Genomic DNA, 18,751 nt, shown 5'->3' with positions numbered 1-18,751 from the left:
GGCCATGGACAACCTGGCGACCACGTGGGTGGGTGCCACGGCGAAGCAGATCTCGCGCGCGGTCCGCCGCGGCGACACGACGGCCACCCAGGTCGTCGCCGACCACCTCGAGCAGATCGCGATCTCCGATCCGGCCATCGCCGCGTTCCGCGTGGTGCGGGCCGGTGAGGCGATCGCCGAGGCCGAGAAGGTCGACGACCAGGAGGATCTCGCCAACCTGCCGCTGGCCGGCGTGCCGGTCGCGGTGAAGGAGAACACGCCCGTCGCCGGCCTGCCGACCTGGCACGGCTCGGCGGCGGCCCGCTCCGCCGTGGCCGAGGACGACCACGAGGTGGTCCGGCGGCTGCGTGGCGCCGGTGCGGTGGTTGTCGGCGTGACCCGGATGCCCGAGATGGGGCTGTGGGCCACGACCGACGGTGCCGACGAGCCGACCCGCAACCCGTGGGCTCTGGAGCGTACCCCCGGGGGTTCTTCGGGCGGCTCCGCCGCCGCTGTCGCCGCCGGCCTGGTGCCGATCGCCCACGGCAACGACGGCCTCGGCTCCATCCGCATCCCGGCCGCCTGCTGCGGCCTGGTCGGCCTCAAGCCGGGCCGCGACGTCATCCCGTGCGACCTGGACGTGGACGGCTGGCTCGGGCTGACCGAGAACGGCATCCTGGCCACCACGGTCGCGGACGCCACGCTGGGCTTCAGCGTGATGGCCGGGCGGGCCCCGGAGAAGCTGGTCCAGCCGGGCAAGCTGCGGGTCGGCGTCTCGCTGCGCTCGCCGGTCGCCGGGATCCGCCCGGACGAGCCGAACCGCGAGGCCGTCGCGAAGGCGTCGAAGCTGCTCGTCGGGGTGGGCCACGACACGCTCACCGCCGACCCGCCGTATTCCACCGCGGTCGGGCTGGCCGGGCTCGCGACCTGGTTCGCCTGCGCGTACCTGGAGGCCGACGCCGCCGGGCTGGACGTGCGGACGCTGCAGCCGCGCACCCGGCGGCACATCGCGCTGGGCAAGCTGGTGTGGCGCCGCGGCTGGGTCAAGCAGCAGCAGCGTGACGCCTGGCGGGAGAAGAGCATCCAGTTCTTCGCCGACAGCGGCATCGACGTGCTGCTCACGCCGGCCCTGGCGGCCGCGCCGCCGCCCGCCGACGGGCACGCCGGCGGGAGCTGGCGGCGCAACATGCGGGTGAACATGGCGTACGCGCCGTTTGCCGCGCCGTGGAACATCGCCGGGCTGCCCGCGATCGTGGTGCCGGTCGGGCTGCGCCCGGACGGCCTGCCGCTCGCCGTGCAGCTGGTCGGGCCGCCCGACTCGGAGCTGCTGCTGCTCGCCATCGCCGGGCAGCTGGAGGTCGCCAACCCTTGGCCTCGTCACGCCTTCGTCTGAGCCGGGTGGCACCATCACCCTCATGACGGATCTGCTGGAGCTCGCCGACATCGAGGCCGCCCGAGCCCTGCTCACCGGGGTCGTCAAGACCACCCCGCTGGAGCACTCGATGCCACTGACCCGCACGCTGGGCGTGCCGACGTGGCTCAAGTGCGAGAACCAGCAGCGTGCGGGGTCGTACAAGGTGCGGGGGGCGTACACCCGGATCTCCCGGCTCTCCGACGCCGAGCGCGCCCGCGGCGTGGTCGCCGCGAGCGCGGGCAACCACGCCCAGGGCGTCGCGCTGGCGGCGAGCCTGCTCGGCGCGCGGTCCACGGTCTTCATGCCGGAGGGCGCGCCGCTGCCGAAGGTCTCGGCCACCAAGGGGTACGGCGCCACGATCGAGTACGCGGGTCACACCGTCGACGACGCGCTGGCCGCCGCCCGGGAGTTCGCCGACGCCACCGGGGCGATCCTGATCCACCCGTTCGACCACCGCGACATCATCGCCGGGCAGGGCACGGTCGGGCTGGAGATCCTCGAGCAGTGCCCGGACGTCGGCACCATCGTCACCGCAGTCGGCGGCGGCGGGCTCATCTCGGGTGTGGCGGTGGCGGCCAAGGCGCTGCGCCCGGGCGTCCGGATCATCGGGGTGCAGGCGACCGGCGCGGCGTCGTACCCGCCCTCGCTGGCCGCCGGCGAACCGCTGACCCTGCCCCGGTCGGCGACCATCGCCGACGGCATCGCGGTGATGCGCCCGGGCGTGCTGAACTTCGCCCACGTCAGCAAGCTGGTCGACGACGTGGTCACGGTGACCGACGAGGACCTCTCGGCGGCGCTGCTGGTGCTGCTGGAGCGGCACAAGATGGTGGTCGAGCCGGCCGGCGGCGCGGCGGTCGCCGCCCTGCTCACCGGCAAGGTGGACCTGAAGCCCCCGGTGGTGGCGATCCTGTCCGGCGGCAACATCGACCCGATGCTGCTGCTGCGGGTGATCGAGCACGGCCTGGTCTCCGCGGGCCGGTTCCTGCGGCTGGCGGTGCGCACCGGCGACCAGCCGGGCGAGCTGGCCCGGCTGCTGGCCGAGATCGCCGAGCAGCGAGCCAACATCGTCGACGTGGCGCACTCGCGGCAGAACCCGCGGCTGAGCTTCGGCGAGGTCGAGGTGCAGCTCTCGGTCGAGACCCGCGGGCCGGACCACTCGGCCGCGCTGATCGGCGCGCTGCGCGGCCACGGCTACTCGCTGACCTTGCTGTCCGGGACGCCCTGATGCAAGATCACGCCGGTGATCTGCCCCCGGTGCTTCACCGCTGCCACCTCGGCCCGCGGCGCCACTCCCTGGTGCCCGTCCTGCGAATGGAACCTTGACCACTTCGAGCCGTCCCGGCGCCGGCCCGAGCTGGGCTGGCGGTGGGCGGACCGGGCCACCCACCGGGTCGCCTGGCGGCTGACCGCCGGTCAGTTCGTCCGGCTGGCGGACGGCCCGCTGCGGCGGCGCGGCGCGAGCGCCGCGCGCGCCGTGACCCTGACGGTGGCGGTGCTCCTGCTGCTCCTCGTCGCGCTGTTCGCGGGGCTGGGCACCTGGCTGATCCTGTACGACTTCCCGCGCTTCACGATCCTGCCCGGGGTCGCGCTGCTCGGCATGGCCGTGGCGTTGCGCCCCCGCGTCGGCGGGCTGGCCGAGGAGACCCATCTGCTCGACCGGGACGAGGCGCCGGAGCTGTGGGCGCTGGTGGACCGGGTCGCCGCGCACACCGGGGCGCCGGTGCCGCACTTCGTCGGGCTGGACTACTCGCTGGGGGCGTACACGACCGTGGTGGGGCTGCGCCGGCGGCGGGTGCTGTGCCTCGGTGCCGTCCTCTGGTCGGCGCTCGACCAGCAGGAACGGGTCGCGCTGCTGGGCCACGAGCTCGGCCACTTCGTCAACGGGGACCTGCGCCGCGGCCCGCTCGTCCAGATCGCGCTCACCACGCTGGGCCGGATGGCGGAAATGACCCGGCCCGGCCAGTCGGGGCTGAACGGCTTCGTGGACCTGCTGGTCGGGATCGTGCAGGGGCTGCTGTCCCGGCTGATCCTGGGCGTACACCTGCTGGTGGTCTGGATCGGCCAGCGCGACGCCCAGCGGGCCGAATACCTGGCGGACGAGATCGGCGCCCGGGCCGCCGGCAGCGCCGCGGCGGTCCGGTTGCTGGACGTGCTGCTGATGCAGGAGGCGCTGGAGACGGTCATCCGGCGGGAAGCGCGGGCCGGCCGTTCCGGGGCGGCGTGGCGGACGGCCGCCGCGGTGGCGCGGGCCAGCCTGGCTGCCGCCGTGCCCGCGTTGCGGCAGCTCAGCCAGCGTGACGAGACGTCGCTCTTCGCCTCGCACCCGCCCACCGGCCTGCGGGCCCGGATGCTCGAACGCCGGCCGCAGCAGCCGGCCGGCGTGGTGCTGACGGAGCAGCAGGCGGAGCGGATCGACCGCGAGATCGCCGGACCCGTGGAACGGATCCGGCGCGATCTCGCGACGGCCGGCTAGGCGCCGAAGGGGGCGAACTCGACCACGGTGACCTTGATGTCCTGGCCGCTGGGCGCGGTGTAGGTCACGGTCTGGCCGGGGCCCGCGCCGAGGATCGCCTTGCCGAGCGCCGACTCGGGGCTGTACACCGTGTAGTCGGTGGTCGCGGCGATCTCGCGGGAGCCGAGCAGGAACGTCTCGGTGTCGCTCTTGTCGTCGTCGAAGAAGATCGTGACGACCGTGCCGGGTGCCACCTTGTCGGCCTTGGGCGCGTCGCCGACCTCGGCCGTGCGCAGGAATTCCTTCAAGTACAGGATCCGGCCCTCCTGCTTGCCCTGCTCCTCGCGGGCGGCGTGGTAGCCGCCGTTCTCGCGGAGGTCACCTTCCTCACGGCGGGCGTTGATCTCGGCGGCGACGGCCGGCCGGGCTGCGATCAACTCGTCCAGCTCGGCCTGCAGCCGGTCGTAAGCGTCCTGGGAGAGCCAGGTCTTCGACGCCTCTGAACTGGTCACAGACTCTTCTCCTTGAACGTACGGGATGGGACGTACCGGAGTACGGAGCGAATCACCAAGCTTACCAGCGGTGCGCACAGGCCCCGATCGGTCAGCCCGCGGCCGCGCATCGGACGACCTCGCCGACCGCCGCCCGGGCCGTGGTCGTGACGACCTCGGCGGCGTCGATCGTGGTCGCCGAGCCCGGCGCGGTGACCGTGACCGTGCGGCGGCCCACCTCCGCCCCGGCGTAGTCGCGGGCCCGCAGGCCGCAGGTCGCCGAGCCGCCGGCCGGCACCCGGACCTTGAAGCGCACGGTCAGCTGCTTGTCGGTGACGTCCGACCAGCCGACGATCTGCGCGTCGTAGTCCGGGTCGCCGTACTGTCCGTACAGCCGGACCACCAGGAAGACGGCCGCGATCCCGACCAGCACGGCGAGCACGGCGGGCAGCAGCAACCGGCGGCGTCCGTCGCGGCGCCGCCCGTAGCGGCCCGGCGGGAATACCGGGGTTGTGGCGCGCGTCTCGCTCACCGGGGGGACCTCTCCTGCGAAATATGTCGGTGTCATCGGCCAGAATGGCAAGGTCCATCTTCGCAGCCGGTACCGGGGTCCTCCGACGAGGCCCGGTCGAGGGAGAAATCAGTGGCTGAGCAGTTGCGTCTCATGGCGGTGCACGCGCACCCCGATGACGAGTCCAGCAAGGGCGCGGCCACCATGGCCCGCTATGTCGCCGAGGGCGTCGAGGTGCTGGTCGCGACGTGTACGGGCGGCGAGCGCGGCAGCGTGCTCAACCCGAAGATGGACCGCCCGGAGGTGCTCGCCGACATCACCAACATCCGCCGGGCCGAGATGGCGAAGGCGCGCGAGATCCTCGGCGTCGAGCAGGCCTGGCTCGGCTTCGTCGACTCCGGGCTGCCCGAGGGCGACCCGCTGCCGCCGCTGCCCGAGGGCTGCTTCGGCCTGGTCGACCCGGCCGTCGGCGCGCTCCCGCTGATCAAGCTGATCCGCGAGTTCAGGCCGCACGTCATGACCACCTATGACGAGAACGGCGGCTACCCGCACCCCGACCACATCATGTGCCACAAGATCTCCATGCTGGCGTTCGACGCGGCCGGCGACCCGGAGCAGCACCCCGAGCTGGGCGAGCCGTGGCAGCCGTCGAAGCTCTACTACAACTCCGGCTGGACCCGGGCCCGGATGATGGCCCTGCACGAGGGCATGCTGGCGGCCGGCCTCGAATCGCCGTACACGGAATGGCTGAAGCGCAACGACGACCGGCCGGACCGGGGCGACAAGATCACCACCCGGATCGAGTGCGGCGAGTACTTCGAGGTGCGCGACAACGCGCTGCGGGCACACGCCACCCAGGTCGACCCGGACGGCTTCTGGTTCCACGTGCCGATGGAGCTCCAGCTGAAGGTCTGGCCGACGGAGGACTTCGAGCTCGTCCGGTCGCTGGTCGACAGCCCGCTGCCCGAGTCCGACCTGTTCGCCGGCATCCGCGAATCGGTCGAGGTCAGCTAGGGCGTACCGTGGATCCCATGGATGTCGTGCTCGCGGTCAACAACTTCGGTGACACCCGATCGGGCGGCCTGGCCGGCCCGATGGGCCTGTTCATCATCGTGCTGATGGCCATAAGCACAGTTCTGCTGATCCGCAACATGAACAAGCGTTTGCGTCGGCTTCCCGACAGTTTCCCGGATCCGGCCGCCGAGGCGCGGGCCGCCGAGATCGCCCGGCTCGACGCCGACCTGCAGCGTTCCGGTGCCGCCCCGCGCGACACCGACGCTGCGGGCCCGTCCTCCGATGTGGCGACGTCCGCAAAGGATGCCGAGGTCACGGCGGTGGACCAGGGCGACGGCCCGGCTACGGCCGAGCGGCGTGGCGAAAACACCTGACCGCGGAACGCGCAATTCCACTTTGTCAAGTCCCGGGGGCCGTCCCGTGATGTGTCCTGTCTCTGCCGGAACATCGACAGGGCCCATCCGTCAACCCCTGTTGCGTTCTGCCGGATTGGCTTAGCCTTCCGCCGGGGGGCTTTGACGTCCCTCCACCCTGTGCGGAAAGGGGGCTGGCGATGACCATCTTCCAGCCCTCGCTTCCTCCACTGCAGATGCACGTGCATCCGCCTGTGCCGCTGGTCAACAGGGGGGTGGCATGACATCTCAGCCAGCTCCCGCGACCGAAGTCCGGCGCGAGCGGCCCCCCGCCAAGCCCGGTCCGGTGTCGCGACCCAAGGCGGCTCGGGTCCTTACCTGGATCGTCGTCCCGGCGGCTCTCGTGGTCGCCACGCTCGGCATGATCATCCCGCTGCCCCGGCCCGAGGTCGTGTCCCTTTCCCCGGCCGGTGCAATCGGCGTCGCCGTCCTCCTCGTCGCTGTCACCCAGCTCGCCCGGCTGCGCTTCCGGGTCGGCCGCGGCACGGTCAGCATCTCCTGGGGCGAGACCGCCTTCATCCTCGGCTTCGCGCTGGCGCCGCCGGGCTGGCTGCCCGCGGCCACCCTGGTCGGCGCGGTCGGCGCCTGGGTCGTCATCACCTGGCTCAACGACCAGCGCGTGGTCGCCGACCTGGTGCACCTGGCCGCCTCGCTGAGCCTCGGCACCGCGCTGGCCACCGGGGTCACCTACGCGATCACCGGCCCGTCCGCCCCGGTGGACAGCGCCCGCACGCAGGTCGGGCTGATCGCCGGCGCGTTCGGATACCTGATCGTGTCGCTCGGGCTCGCCGTGCTGACCCTCTCGCTGCACCGCGACGCCCCGCCCGCGCAGATCGCCGGCCGCGCCCTGCACGCCAAGCTGCCGATGTTCGTCGGCAACGTGCTGGTCGGGTTGCTCTCGCTGTTCGCCCTGGTCAACGCGCCGGTCTGGCTGGTCGCCCTGCCGCCGTCGCTGTGGCTGCTGCAACGCACCTACCGCTACCACCTGCGGGCCGAGGAGGAACGCCGGATCTGGGCGGCGTTCGCCCGGGCCACCAGCACCCTGGGCGGCGCCTCCGAGGTCGCCGTCGCGGCGGCCGGCCTGCGCGGCGCGCTGGACGTGTTCGGCGCCCGCCGGGTCGAGATCGAGGTCGTCCAGCGCACCGGCGGCGTCCGCCGGTACGCGGCCGACGGCGCCCCGCACGACCCGACCCCCGGCGCCGTGCCCGGCCCGGTGATCACCCGGACCATGGCCGTCGGCGGCACCGAGGTCGGCGAGCTGACCGTGTGGCTGTCCGAGCCGACCCTGCCCGTCGCCCGCGACGAGCTCGCCGTCTCCGCGTACGGGGACGCCCTCGCCGGCGCGTTGCACGATGCCGCCGCGCACGAGAGGCTGGCTCAGCTGGAAGAGAAGGTCGCCCACGACGGTGTGCACGACCCGTTGACCGGGTTGGCGAACCGGACCGCACTCATCGCCGACGGCGACGCGCTGCTGCACTCCTTCCACCGGGACCGGCAGGTTGCGCTGCTGCTGCTCGACCTCAACGACTTCCGCGAGGTCAACGGCACTCTGGGGCACCGCGCCGGCGACGCGATGCTCTGCACCGTGGCCGAACGCCTCACCGACCTGGCCCGCGAGCAGGAGCTGGTGGCCCGCCTCGGCGACGACGAGTTCGCCCTGCTGCTGCCCACCGTCGCCACCCTCACCGACTCGGCGACCCCGCTGTACGAGGCGCCGAATCCGCTGCCCCGGGCCGTACGCCGGGCCCGCGAGCTGATCGACCAGCTCGGCCTGCCGATGGAGATCGACGGGGTCCGGCTGGTCACCGAGATCGCGGTCGGGATCGCCGTCTCCAGCGCGGGCCGCGCCGACCTGTCCGAGCTGATCCGCCGGGCCGGCATCGCCCTCGACCAGGCCAAGGAGCTGCACGTCGGCGTCGCCGCGTACGACAGCGCGCACGACGCCACCAGCACCGACCACCTGGCCCTGCCGGCCGAGCTGTACGACGCGCTGACCGCCGGGGACCAGCTCGTGCTCGCCCTGCAGCCCGAGGTGGACCTGCAGACCGGCGCGCCGACCGGCGTCGAGGCGCTGATCCGCTGGCGGCACCCCCGGCGCGGGATGCTCACCCCGAACGACTTCATCGACACCATCGAACACGGCGAGCTGCTCGCCCCGTTCACCCGCTACGTGCTCGACCACGCGCTGGCCGCGGCCGCCGACTGGGCCGGACACGGGCTCGACCTGCCCGTCTCGGTCAACGTCTCGGCCCGCAGCCTGCTCGACGCCACCCTGCCGGCCCAGGTCGCCGACGCCCTGCGCCGGCACCGGCTGGGTGCGGGCCGGCTGGTCCTGGAGATCACCGAGTCGGTGGCGGTCAGCGACCAGGAGATCGTGGACGAGGTCATCGCGGCCCTGCGCGACCTCGGCGTGCAGATCTCGGTCGACGACTTCGGCACCGGCTTCTCGTCGCTGTCGTTCGTCACCCGGGTCACGGTGGACGAGCTGAAGGTCGACCGGTCGTTCGTCACCGACATGACCGACTCCCCGGCGGCCGCCGCGGTGGTCCGGGGCGCGGTCGAGCTGGGCGCCCGGCTGGGTGCGCGGGTGGTGGCCGAGGGCGTCGAGACCGCCGACCAGCGCGCGGCGCTGCTGGCTCTGGGCTGCACGTCCGCGCAGGGCTACCACTTCAGCCGCCCGCTGCCCGCCGACAAGATCGTCGCGGCCCTGCACCAGCTCGCCGAGGCGGCACCCCCGAAGATCATCCCGCTCAGGGCGGACGGCGCCTCCTGACCTCTCGGGCACCCGGCGGCGCGCCCTGACTGCCCGGTGTCCCGCTGCCCGGCGGCACCTCCTGACAGGCCGCCGTCGCGGCGCGTTCCGACGGCTCGGTGTCGGCGGCTTCTCTTGGCGGCCGGGAGCGTCGGGCCGGGCTAGGTTGGCGGTATGGCCAACCGTCTCGCCGGCGCGACCTCGCCCTACCTGCTGCAGCACAAGGACAACCCCGTCGACTGGTGGCCCTGGTCGGATAAGGCGTTTGCCGAGGCGCGGCGCCGGGACGTGCCGGTGCTGATCTCGGTCGGGTATGCCGCCTGCCACTGGTGTCACGTGATGGCGCACGAGTCCTTCGAGGATGCCGGGGTCGCCCGGCTGATCAACGACGGATTTGTGGCGATCAAGGTGGATCGGGAGGAGCGGCCCGACGTCGACGCCGTCTACATGACCGCCACCCAGGCGATGACCGGGCAGGGCGGCTGGCCGATGACGGTCTTCGCGACGCCGGCCGGTGAGCCGTTCTTCTGCGGGACGTACTTCCCGCGGGACAACTTCGCCCGCCTGCTCGACTCGGTGACGACCGCCTGGCGCGACCAGCGCGACGAGGTGGTCACCCAGGGCTCCGCGGTGGTCCAGGCCATCGGCGGCGCCCAGCTGGTCGGCGGGCCGACCGCGCCGATCTCGGCCGAACTGCTCGACACGTCGGCGGAGCTGCTGGCCAAGGAGTACGACCGCACGCACGGCGGCTTCGGCGGCGCCCCGAAGTTCCCGCCGCACATGAACCTGTTGTTCCTGCTCCGGCACCACCAGCGGACCGGCGCGGCGGGTGACCTGGAGATCGTCCGGCACACCGCCGAGCAGATGGCCCGCGGCGGCATCTACGACCAGCTCGCCGGCGGCTTCGCCCGGTACGCGGTGGACGGCACCTGGACCGTGCCGCACTTCGAGAAGATGCTGTACGACAACGCCCTGCTGCTGCGCGTCTACACCCAGCTGTGGCGGCTCACCGGCGACCCGTTCGCGCGGCGCATCGCCGACGAGACCGCCCGGTTCCTGCTCCACGACCTCGCCACCCCGGCGGGCGGCCTGGCGTCCGCGCTGGACGCCGACACGGACGGGACCGAGGGGCTCACGTACGCCTGGACTCCCGCTCAGCTCAGCGCGGCGCTGGGAGCGGAGGACGGCGCCTGGGCGGCGGACCTGTTCCGGGTGACCACCCAGGGCACGTTCGAGCACGGCAGCAGCGTGCTGGTGCTGGCCCGCGACATCGACGCCGCCGACCCGGAGCTGGTGGCCCGCTGGGTGGACGTCCGCGCCCGCCTGCTCGAGGCCCGCCGGCAGCGCCCGCAGCCGGCCCGCGACGACAAGGTGGTGGCCTCCTGGAACGGCCTGGCGATCACCGCGCTGGCCGAGCTGGCCCAGCTCACCGGCGACGGCGGCGCTGCGGCGATCGAGCTGGCCACGGTCCTGGCGGAACGGCACATCGTGGACGGCCGGCTGCGCCGGGTCTCCCGGGACGGGGTGGTGGGCGCCCCGGTGGGAGTCCTGGAGGACTACGGCTGCGTGGCGGAGGCGTTCTGCGCGGTCCACCAGTTGACCGGCGACGGGCGGTGGCTCACCCGGGCGGGCCAGCTGCTGGACGTGGCGCTCGAGCACTTCCCGACCGGCCAGGGCGGCTTCTACGACACGGCGGACGACGCGGAACGGCTGGTCACCCGGCCCGCTGACCCGACCGACAACGCGACGCCGTCGGGGCTGTCCGCGCTGTGTGCCGGGCTGGTGGCGTACGCGGCGCTCAGCGGTGAGACCCGGTACCGGGAGGCGGCGGATGCGGCGCTGGCGACGGCGGGACCGCTGATCAGCGGGCATCCGCGCTTCGCGGGGTACGTGGCGGCGGTGGCGGAGGCGGTGCTGAGCGGCCCGTACGAGATCGCCGTCGTGACCACCGACCCGGCGGGGGATCCGCTGGTGCGGGCGGCCCACCGGCACGCGCCGCCGGGCACGGTCGTGGTGGCCGGCGAGCCGGACCGGCCGGGGGTGCCGCTGCTGGCGGACCGGCCCCTGATCGGCGGGGCGGCGGCGGCTTACGTGTGCCGCGGCTTCGTCTGCGACCGCCCGGTGACCACGATCGACGAGCTGGTGAGCCGCCTGTCCGGCTGACCGGGGCGCTTGGCGGGACCGGTCCGGCGATCGTTAGGCTGGCGGCGAGATGGATACCCGAACCGGTCTGCCCGTAGTCGGCATGGTGGGCGGCGGCCAGCTGGCCCGGATGACCCACCAAGCCGCGATCGCCCTCGGCCAGTCTTTGCGCGTGCTCGTCGAGTCGCCCGACGACAGCGCCGCCCTGATAACCGCCGATGTGCGGATCGGCACCCATACCGATCTTGCCGCGTTGCGGGAGTTCGCCAAGGGGTGTGACGCGGTCACGTTCGACCACGAGCACGTGCCGACCGAGCACATCGCCGCGCTGGCGGCCGAGGGCGTGAAGATCTATCCGGGCGCCGACGCGATCCTGCACGCGCAGGACAAGCGGCGGATGCGGGAACACCTGACCGCGCTGGGCGCGCCGGTGCCACGCTGGCGGCCGGTGTCCTCGGCCGAGGACATCACCGCCTTCGCCGCCGAACTCGCCGCCACCGGCCCCGGCTCCTCCGACAAGGCCGGCCCCGACAAGGCCAGCCCCGACAAGGCCAGCCCCGACAAGACCGGTGCCGGGACGGCCGGTCCTTCCGGGACGGCCGGTCCTTCCGGGACGGCCGGTCCTTCCGGGACGGCCGGTCCTTCCGGGGCGGACGTTTCCGGGGGGCCGACCGGCGGCGGTGGATGGCCGGTTGTGGCCAAGGCCGTGCGGGGTGGCTACGACGGTCGCGGTGTGTGGATGCTGGACGGTCCCGAGGCCGCCGCCGAGCTGGTCGCCACCGGCATCGAGCTGATCGTCGAGGAGCGGGTGCCGCTGCGGCGGGAGCTGGCCGCGCTCGTTGCCCGGTCGCCGTTCGGGCAGGTGGCCGCCTATCCCGTTGTCGAGACCGTGCAGCGCGACGGCATCTGCGTCGAGGTGCTCGCGCCCGCGCCGGGCCTGTCCGAGGCGCTGGCCATCGAGGCCCAGCAGCTCGCCATCGACCTGGCCAACGCCCTCGGGGTGGTTGGCCTGCTGGCCGTCGAGCTGTTCGAGACCCCGACCGGCATCGTGGTCAACGAGCTGGCCATGCGGCCGCACAACTCCGGGCACTGGACCATCGAGGGCGCGCGGACCTCGCAGTTCGAGCAGCATCTGCGGGCCGTGCTCGACTATCCGATGGGCGAGACCTCGCTGACCGCCAACGCCGTGGTGATGGCCAACGTGCTCGGCGGCGAGCCGGGCGGGATGTCCATCGACGAGCGCCTGCACCACCTGTTCGCCGCGGATCCGGGCGCCCGGGTGCATCTCTACGGCAAGCAGGTCCGGCCGGGCCGCAAGATCGGGCACGTCACGGTGCTGGGCGACGACCTGACCACGGTGCGCGCCCGGGCGGTGCGTGCCGCTCGCTGGCTCCAGGAGGGCAAGGAATGACACCCGTCGTCGGCGTGATCATGGGTAGCGACTCGGACTGGTCGACGATGGAGGCGGCGGCGCTGGCCCTCGCCGAGTTCGAGGTGCCGTTCGAGGTCGGCGTCGTCTCGGCGCACCGGACGGTCAAGAAGATGGTCGAGTACGCGACCTCGGCGGCCGACCGCGGTCTCAAGGTCATCATCACCGGCGCGGGCGGGGCCGCCCATCTGCCCGGCATGGTGGCGTCGATGACCCCGCTGCCGGTGATCGGCGTGCCGGTGCCGCTGAAGTACCTGGACGGCATGGACTCGCTGCTGTCGATCGTGCAGATGCCGGCCGGCGTGCCGGTGGCGACGGTCTCGATCGGCGGGGCGCGCAACGCGGGCCTGCTGGCGGTGCGCATCCTGGCCGCGGCGGACCCGGTGCTGCTCAAGCGCATGCTGGCGTTCCAGGCCAACCTTGAGCAGGTCGTCGCGGACAAGGACGAGGCGCTGCGCGCCCGCCTGCTGGGCTGACCCGCTCAGCCGCCGAGGTGGTCGGCAGGCGCGGTCTGCAGCAACCAGGCAAGCGGCACCTTCGCCGCGACCTGGTAGGTCCGGTCCGCGCCGAGCAGGTGCAGAGTGACCGTCTGGGCGACGTCCCGGTCGATCAGCCAGTAGCGTGGGATGCCCGCCTGCGCGTATTCGCGGGGCTTGATCATTCGGTCCGTCGCGGCGGAGCTGGGAGTCACGATCTCGACGACGAGCACCAGCCCGGCGACTGGCTGCCAGACGCCGGATGGCCGTGGCCCGGCCCAGACGGTCAGGTCGGGGATCCGGCCGCCGGATCCGTCCGGTCCCGGGATCCGGATGCCGGCCGCCTGGAGCACATGATCCGCGGACCAGCCCGCGAGGACGAGCCAGGTGATCAGCTTGCTGGCGATGACGGCATGCTCGGAATCCGCCAGTGGCATGACCGACAGGGCGCCCTCGGGGCTGAGCTCGAATCGATGGCCGTGCTGGTCCGCGTCGTTCATGGCGGCCAGGTCGTCAAGCGTGATGACGGCGGGAAGCCGGCCGTAAACCTCGACTCTCATCGTCGCCCGGTCAGCGCATGCGGACCAGGGCGCCGCGGAGGCGTTCCTGGGTGCGGCGGCGGTTTTCGTTCGTCGCGCCCAGGAAGAGCAGGACCACGCCCACCGGCACCAGCACCAGCCACGGGCCGACCAGCGTCGTCGCGAAGTGGATCGCCGCGATCGCCGTCGCCGCCGCGCCGATCACCACCGGCGCCTGCTGGCGCAGGCGGGAGCCGATGATCAGCGTGGTCACCGCGCCCAGCAACAGCAGCAGCTCCCGCAGGTCGCCCGAGTCGGTGGCGATCACGATGCCGACGGTCGGGACGAACGCCGCCAGCAGGGACGGCCCGTACGCCGCCCAGCTGCTCAGGTCCGGGCGCTGCCGGGATTCCAGCACGCCCACCAGCAGGGCCAGCGCCGCGAACGGCAGCGTGTACGCCTCCGGCAGCGCCACGTCCGCGATCGCGATGAACAGCCAGATGCCGATGATCTCGAAGCCGACCGCCAGCCAGAACAGGTTGCGCCGCTGGTTGGGGGTACGGCCCGGCCGGGTCGCGGTCAGGCCCAGCACCGCGCCCCAGGCGGCCAGCAGCGCCGCCAGGTGGGCCGGGGAGTCGAAGGCCAGCGCCCCGGCGAGCAGCGCCGACGCGTAGCCGCTCCACTCCACCGTGGTCGCCTCGAGGCGGTACTCCGGCAGGCCGAGCCGGGGCAGCAGGGCCTCCAGCACCAGCAGCACCGCGCCCACCGCCAGCACGCCGAACGCGGCCCACGCCGGTTCGAGGCCGGCCACCAGCGCGACGGTCAGCACGAACAGCTGGCCCATCACCGCCGCGAACAGCCAGCCCAGCACGCGGGCGTGCCGGCTGCGGCCGCCGATCGCGCCGACCAGCCCGACGATGATCGCCGTACCGAGGGTGAAGAGCGTCAGCTGGCGGTCGGCGAGGCTGCCCGCCAGGCCGGCGTTGCCCGCCAGCAGGCCGATGACAAAGACGATGCTGCGGGTCGCGCGCAGCAGTCCGGCCCGGTTGGCGACCGGCGGCGGGGTCAGCGCCAGCCCCAGCATGGAGATGGTGAAGACGATCAAAGCGGCAGCCGTCGCCGCCGGCCACCGCACCTGCAGGGCGATCGGCGCGATCAGCAGCGTGATCGCCAGGCCGGGCAGGATCACCGGTACGGCCTCGGCCGGCTTGCCGCCGAAGCCCAGCGCGGCGAGCGCGGCGGCGATGGTGAGCAGGACGGCGGCCAGCACGCTGGTGCCGTCGACGTTGCCGGACGCCGGGTCGGTCAGCGCCGCGATCGGCCCGTCCCAGATCGCGCCGAGCTGCCCCAACGGGTCGATGAGCGCCGCACGCAGCGCCGGGGCGAGGGAGAACAGCGCCAGGATCGTGGGTAGCGCGGCGACGACCACCGCGCCGGTGGCCGGGTCGACGAGCCAGCGGCCGCGCAGGCCGCTCGGGCGGATCGTGGTCCAGCGGGGGCGCACGTAGCCGCCCTCGACCCAGCGGCGGTTCGGGGCGACCGTGATGCCGGGGGCCGGGATGGCGCCCCGCAGCAGCTCCGCCACGACGCCGAGCAGGGCGGCCGCGGCCGCGTACAGGGCGGTGGGGAAGTCGTTGGGCACCGAGGCGAGGGCGGTGACCGTGGCGCCGCCGACCAGGCCGACGGTGGCCCAGGGCAGGTACTGCGGCACCCAGCGGCCGGCCATCGCCAGCAGCGCCAGCGCCAGGCTGGAGCCGGCCAGCGCGGCGGTCAGCACCACCTGGGCGGTGTGCCCCTGGTCGGCCGCGATGGCCGCGAGCACGCCGGGGGCGCTGAGCAGCGCGGCGGCGGTGGCGGCCCCGCCGATCTGGGCCCGGTGCCGGGGCATGCCGGTGTCGTCGAGCGCGAGGTTGATGACCTCGTCGCCGTCGGCGGTCTCGGCCCACTCCCGGCGCGCGGCCGGGGTCACGTCGGCCCGGGCCATCCAGGCGACCAGGATGCCGGTGAGCATGATCAGGAGCAGCGCGATCGCGGTGGACCAGGGCCGCACCAGGCCCGCGCCGGCCGCGTGCAGCGCGACCACGGCGGCCACCCCGGCCCGGTCGATCGCGGCGCGCGGGTCCGTCGCGGCGACGGCGGCGATGCCGTACGCGAGCGTGACCGCGCCGCCGATCAGCAGCGGGGACCACCAGGGCAGGCCGAACGCGGCCGGGGCGCCGATCGTGGCCAGGGCGGCACAGACCGCGCTGACGTCGTACTTGGCCGGGCGGGGCAGCGCGGCAGCGGCGGCGACCGCGGCGATGACCAGGGCCACCGGGGCCTGCCAGGCGCCCTCCGGCGGGACGGTCGAGTAGGCGTTGACGTCGGAAGCCCAGATCGGGCCGGGCGCGGCGATGATCCGCAGGCCGCTGGCGATCGCCTGCCAGCCGGCGATCGCCACCACGGCGAGGCCGGCCACCGCGATGCCGCGGACCGGGCCGCGGCGCCAGTCGGCGGGCAGCGCACGGACGCCGAACGACACGATCAGCACCACGACCGCGGCGACCGCGAGCGGGGCCGCCGGGAACGCCAGCGCGGCGACCCGGGCGAGCGCGCCGCAGATCGCCACGGTGGCCGCGGCGGCCGCGATGTCGGGGCCGTCGATCATCCGGTCGGCGCGCCGGCCGTTGTCGATCGACTTGGCGAAGAAGAGCAGGCCGGCGGCGGCCAGCAGCAGGGCGCCGACCCAGATGTCAGGCGCGGTGGCGCCGGGGGAGAGCAGCGCGGCCAGCGCCATCGCGACCGCGCCCGCACCGGCGCCGACGGTCAGCGGCACGCTGATCTCGCGGCGGGCGACCTGGAAGACGGCCGCGTAGGTGAGCGTGCCGGCCACGGCGAGGAAGCCCAGCGCCAGCGCGGGCACGGTGACGGCCTCGGTGGGCAGCGGGCCGCCGCCGGTGTCGTGGGTCGCCAGCACGGCGGTCACCACGGCGCCGGGAATGGCCAGCGCGGCCGCCCCCGAGGCCCAGTCGCCGATGAGCCACGCGTACAGGCGTACCGGAATCTGCCGGGCCGCGACCGCGACCATCACGCCCGCGCCGGCCAGTGCGGTCAGCACGGCGGCCGTGAGCCACGACGCGCTGAGCGCGGCGGCCGCGCCGAACAGCCCGACCACCCCGGCCGCGGCGATGTGCGCTATCGCGATCCGCCGGGTCGGCGCCAGCAGGCCGGCGCCGCCGAGGCCGATGGCCGCGAGCACCAGCGGCCAGGGCGCCTCCGACCAGGGCAGGCCCAGCGAGGCGGGCACCGCGAGCGCGGTCAGCGCGACCCCGGTCACGGCACCCTCGTGCCGGTATTCCGCCGGCAGGGCGAGCGCGGCGGCGACGGTCAGCAGCAGGGCGCTCAGCGCGAGCAGCCAGCCGGAGCGGCCGGCCGCCTCGGCGAGCTTGTCGGCGTAGGCGGCGGTGTCGGCGTTCCAGATCGGGCGGGCGGCCTGCACCGGGGCGAGCGCGGCGCGGAGCGCGTCCACGGCGACGAACAGGCCGATCAGCGTGAGGGCGGCGGCCGACGCGTACTGGGGGCCGCGCCGGACCTCGTCGGGCACCATCCGGACCACGGCGCCGGTGATCGCGACCGCGGCGGCCGCGGCGGCGAGGGTCCAGGCCGGTGAGGCGACGGCGGCGATCCGCGCGCACGCGGCGATCACCGCGAGGGCCAGCACGCCGCCGGCGATGTTGCGGGCCAGCAGCTTGCCGACCAGCCGGGCGGCGGCCGACACCGTCACCGCGGCCAGCACCAGGATCAGGCCCGAGCGCACCGCGTCCGCCACCACGTCCGCGCTGAGCAGCGCGGCGCCCGCGTACAGCAGGGCACCCGCCGCCGCGACGCAGAGCAGGCCGAAGGTCAGCCCGCGCAGCCAGCCCGCCGAGGGCGGGGTGGCGGGCGGCGCCAGCGGGACGCTTCCGGCGGGCGGGGCGCCGGCCGGGCGGGGACCCGGGAAGATCCGGGTGGGCAGCCACTTCCAGCGGCGCCGCCCGGTCAGCCCGTCGATGATCAGGTCGGGCTCCTCCGGCAGCGACTCCGGCCGGGCCGGCGCACCGGCCTCGTAGGCGCCCGGATCGGCCGGGTCGGCGTCGCGCGCGTCGAAGTCGTCCGCGCCGAGCTGCCGGGCGTCGGCCTCGGCCAGGCTCTCGCGGTCGGCCGCGACCGGCCGGCCCACCGGCCAGCGCGGCACCAGGCTGCCCTCGCGGATCACCGTGGTGAGCAGCAGCAGGTCGATCAGCGCGACCGCGCTCAGCGCGAGCGCCCAGCCGGCCGGGCTCTCGATCATCGGGTACGCGAGCAGCGGCGGCACCGGCTGCACGGCCACCACGGTCGCGTACCGCGGCGCGGCGAGCCGGGTGAGCCCCGCGTAGACGAACGACGCCACGGCGGTGATCAGCAGGCACCCGCCGAGGAAGACCGGCGACGGGACCGCGGTGCCACCGAGCGCGGGACTGCCGTGCAGCGCGAAGAGCGTCATCGGCAGCAGCACCAGGCCGACCGCGGCCAGCGTCTCGGCGGTCGAGGTGAGGCCGCGGCGGGAGACGCTCGGTGCCACCCCCAGGGCGATGGCCGTGAAGATAGCCAGGATGACGGCGCGGCCCACCGCGTTGGTGGCCGCGCCCGCGAACACGACCGCGGCGACGCCGAGCACCAGCGCGCTGAGGCCGAGCAGGATGTTCTGCACCGACTGGGAGGACGTCTCGGGCGCGTGCCCGTGCGGCGGCTCGGGCTCCGGCGGCAGCGGGGCGACCCGGGGCCGGCGCGGCGGCGGCGCCGGCTTCTCGGTCGGCGGCGGATCGTCGACCAGCACGGTCACGCCGTCGGTGGCCACGCCGGGCGGACCCGTGTACGGCGTGCCGGGCTCGGCCCAGGACGGCGGCCCCTCGGCCGGGGGGCGCCGTCGCACCTTGCGCGCGGGCTTCGCGGCGCGCTTCTTCTGCTGGTTGGCGTGCGCGAGGATGTCGCGCTGGAACTGCGCCGCCTGGATCTTGCTGGCGATCTGCGTGCGTTCCTTCGCGGCGGCCATGTCACGAATCTTGAGATCCGCGATCGATGCCTCGATGCGGGCGAGCTCCTCGTCGTAGCCGTCCGGCTCCTTAGCCTGCGCCACGGCACCTCCTCGACCCGTCTACCGAA

At 74.2% G+C, this 18,751-nt stretch carries 13 protein-coding genes and 1 pseudogene; 10 read left to right on the top strand and 4 right to left on the bottom strand.

The annotated features are described in order from the left end of the window. Positions 1-4: 4 nt before the first annotated feature. Genes ACIBQZ_RS10920 through ACIBQZ_RS10910 form a run of 3 tightly spaced genes read left to right on the top strand, consistent with a single transcriptional unit; the run spans position 5 to position 3,866 of the window. The gene (locus ACIBQZ_RS10920) at positions 5-1,372 is read left to right on the top strand and encodes an amidase (RefSeq protein ID WP_396088362.1); all 1,368 of its coding nucleotides are present in this window, start codon (positions 5-7) and stop codon (positions 1,370-1,372) included. 22 nt (positions 1,373-1,394) lie between these two features. After that, complete coding sequence (ilvA, locus tag ACIBQZ_RS10915; RefSeq protein WP_396088361.1) at positions 1,395-2,618, top strand: threonine ammonia-lyase; 1,224 nt, start codon at positions 1,395-1,397, stop codon at positions 2,616-2,618. Positions 2,619-2,633: 15 nt separating this feature from the next. Continuing rightward, on the top strand, positions 2,634-3,866 hold the full coding sequence (locus tag ACIBQZ_RS10910; protein WP_396088360.1) for a M48 family metalloprotease: 1,233 nt from the start codon (positions 2,634-2,636) through the stop codon (positions 3,864-3,866). On the opposite strand, the gene greA is transcribed toward ACIBQZ_RS10910, so the two are convergent. Continuing rightward, positions 3,863-4,357, bottom strand: coding sequence for a transcription elongation factor GreA (greA, locus tag ACIBQZ_RS10905; protein ID WP_396088359.1), 495 nt, complete (start codon positions 4,355-4,357; stop codon positions 3,863-3,865). The two genes, ACIBQZ_RS10910 and greA, sit on opposite strands and share 4 nt — an antisense overlap. A 91-nt stretch (positions 4,358-4,448) precedes the next feature. Further along, positions 4,449-4,868, bottom strand: a complete 420-nt coding sequence (locus ACIBQZ_RS10900) for a DUF4307 domain-containing protein (protein ID WP_396088358.1) — start codon at positions 4,866-4,868, stop codon at positions 4,449-4,451. 111 nt (positions 4,869-4,979) lie between these two features. Here ACIBQZ_RS10900 and mca point away from each other — a divergent pair, with 111 nt between their 5' ends. From mca to purE, 7 genes and pseudogenes are all read left to right on the top strand, one after another. Then, positions 4,980-5,861, top strand: coding sequence for a mycothiol conjugate amidase Mca (gene mca, locus ACIBQZ_RS10895; RefSeq protein WP_396088357.1), 882 nt, complete (start codon positions 4,980-4,982; stop codon positions 5,859-5,861). Between the two features lie 17 nt (positions 5,862-5,878). Beyond that, positions 5,879-6,235 carry a hypothetical protein gene (locus ACIBQZ_RS10890; protein WP_396088356.1) on the top strand — a complete coding sequence of 119 codons (357 nt, stop codon included), beginning with the start codon at positions 5,879-5,881 and terminating at the stop codon, positions 6,233-6,235. A gap of 259 nt (positions 6,236-6,494) precedes the next feature. Continuing rightward, positions 6,495-9,047, top strand: a complete 2,553-nt coding sequence (locus ACIBQZ_RS10885) for an EAL domain-containing protein (protein WP_396088355.1) — start codon at positions 6,495-6,497, stop codon at positions 9,045-9,047. A 153-nt stretch (positions 9,048-9,200) separates the two neighbouring features. Beyond that, a complete protein-coding gene (locus tag ACIBQZ_RS10880; RefSeq protein ID WP_396088354.1) occupies positions 9,201-11,189 on the top strand; it encodes a thioredoxin domain-containing protein in 1,989 nt (662 codons plus the stop codon). Between the two features lie 49 nt (positions 11,190-11,238). Further along, positions 11,239-11,658: pseudogene (locus tag ACIBQZ_RS10875) on the top strand (5-(carboxyamino)imidazole ribonucleotide synthase); the annotation flags it as partial. Between the two features lie 204 nt (positions 11,659-11,862). After that, positions 11,863-12,579, top strand: coding sequence for a 5-(carboxyamino)imidazole ribonucleotide synthase (locus ACIBQZ_RS10870; protein ID WP_396088398.1), 717 nt, complete (start codon positions 11,863-11,865; stop codon positions 12,577-12,579). After that, entirely contained in the window at positions 12,576-13,073 is a 498-nt protein-coding gene (gene purE / locus ACIBQZ_RS10865) for a 5-(carboxyamino)imidazole ribonucleotide mutase (protein ID WP_396088353.1), read from the top strand. Before ACIBQZ_RS10870 ends, purE begins: the two co-directional genes overlap by 4 nt. Positions 13,074-13,078: 5 nt before the next feature. Here purE and ACIBQZ_RS10860 read toward each other — a convergent pair whose 3' ends face one another. Together ACIBQZ_RS10860 and ACIBQZ_RS10855 are read right to left on the bottom strand one after the other, a co-directional pair. Next, entirely contained in the window at positions 13,079-13,633 is a 555-nt protein-coding gene (locus tag ACIBQZ_RS10860) for a Uma2 family endonuclease (RefSeq protein WP_396088352.1), read from the bottom strand. A gap of 10 nt (positions 13,634-13,643) precedes the next feature. Beyond that, positions 13,644-18,725 (bottom strand): SCO7613 C-terminal domain-containing membrane protein, encoded by a 5,082-nt coding sequence (locus ACIBQZ_RS10855; protein ID WP_396088351.1) that lies wholly within the window; start codon positions 18,723-18,725, stop codon positions 13,644-13,646. Positions 18,726-18,751: the final 26 nt, after the last annotated feature.

It is taken from the genome of Actinoplanes sp. NPDC049599 (assembly GCF_044465625.1).
Lineage (GTDB): Bacteria > Actinomycetota > Actinomycetes > Mycobacteriales > Micromonosporaceae > Actinoplanes.
The sequence above is the reverse complement of the archived record's forward strand: the minus strand, read 5'-3'. Positions and strand labels throughout refer to the sequence as shown.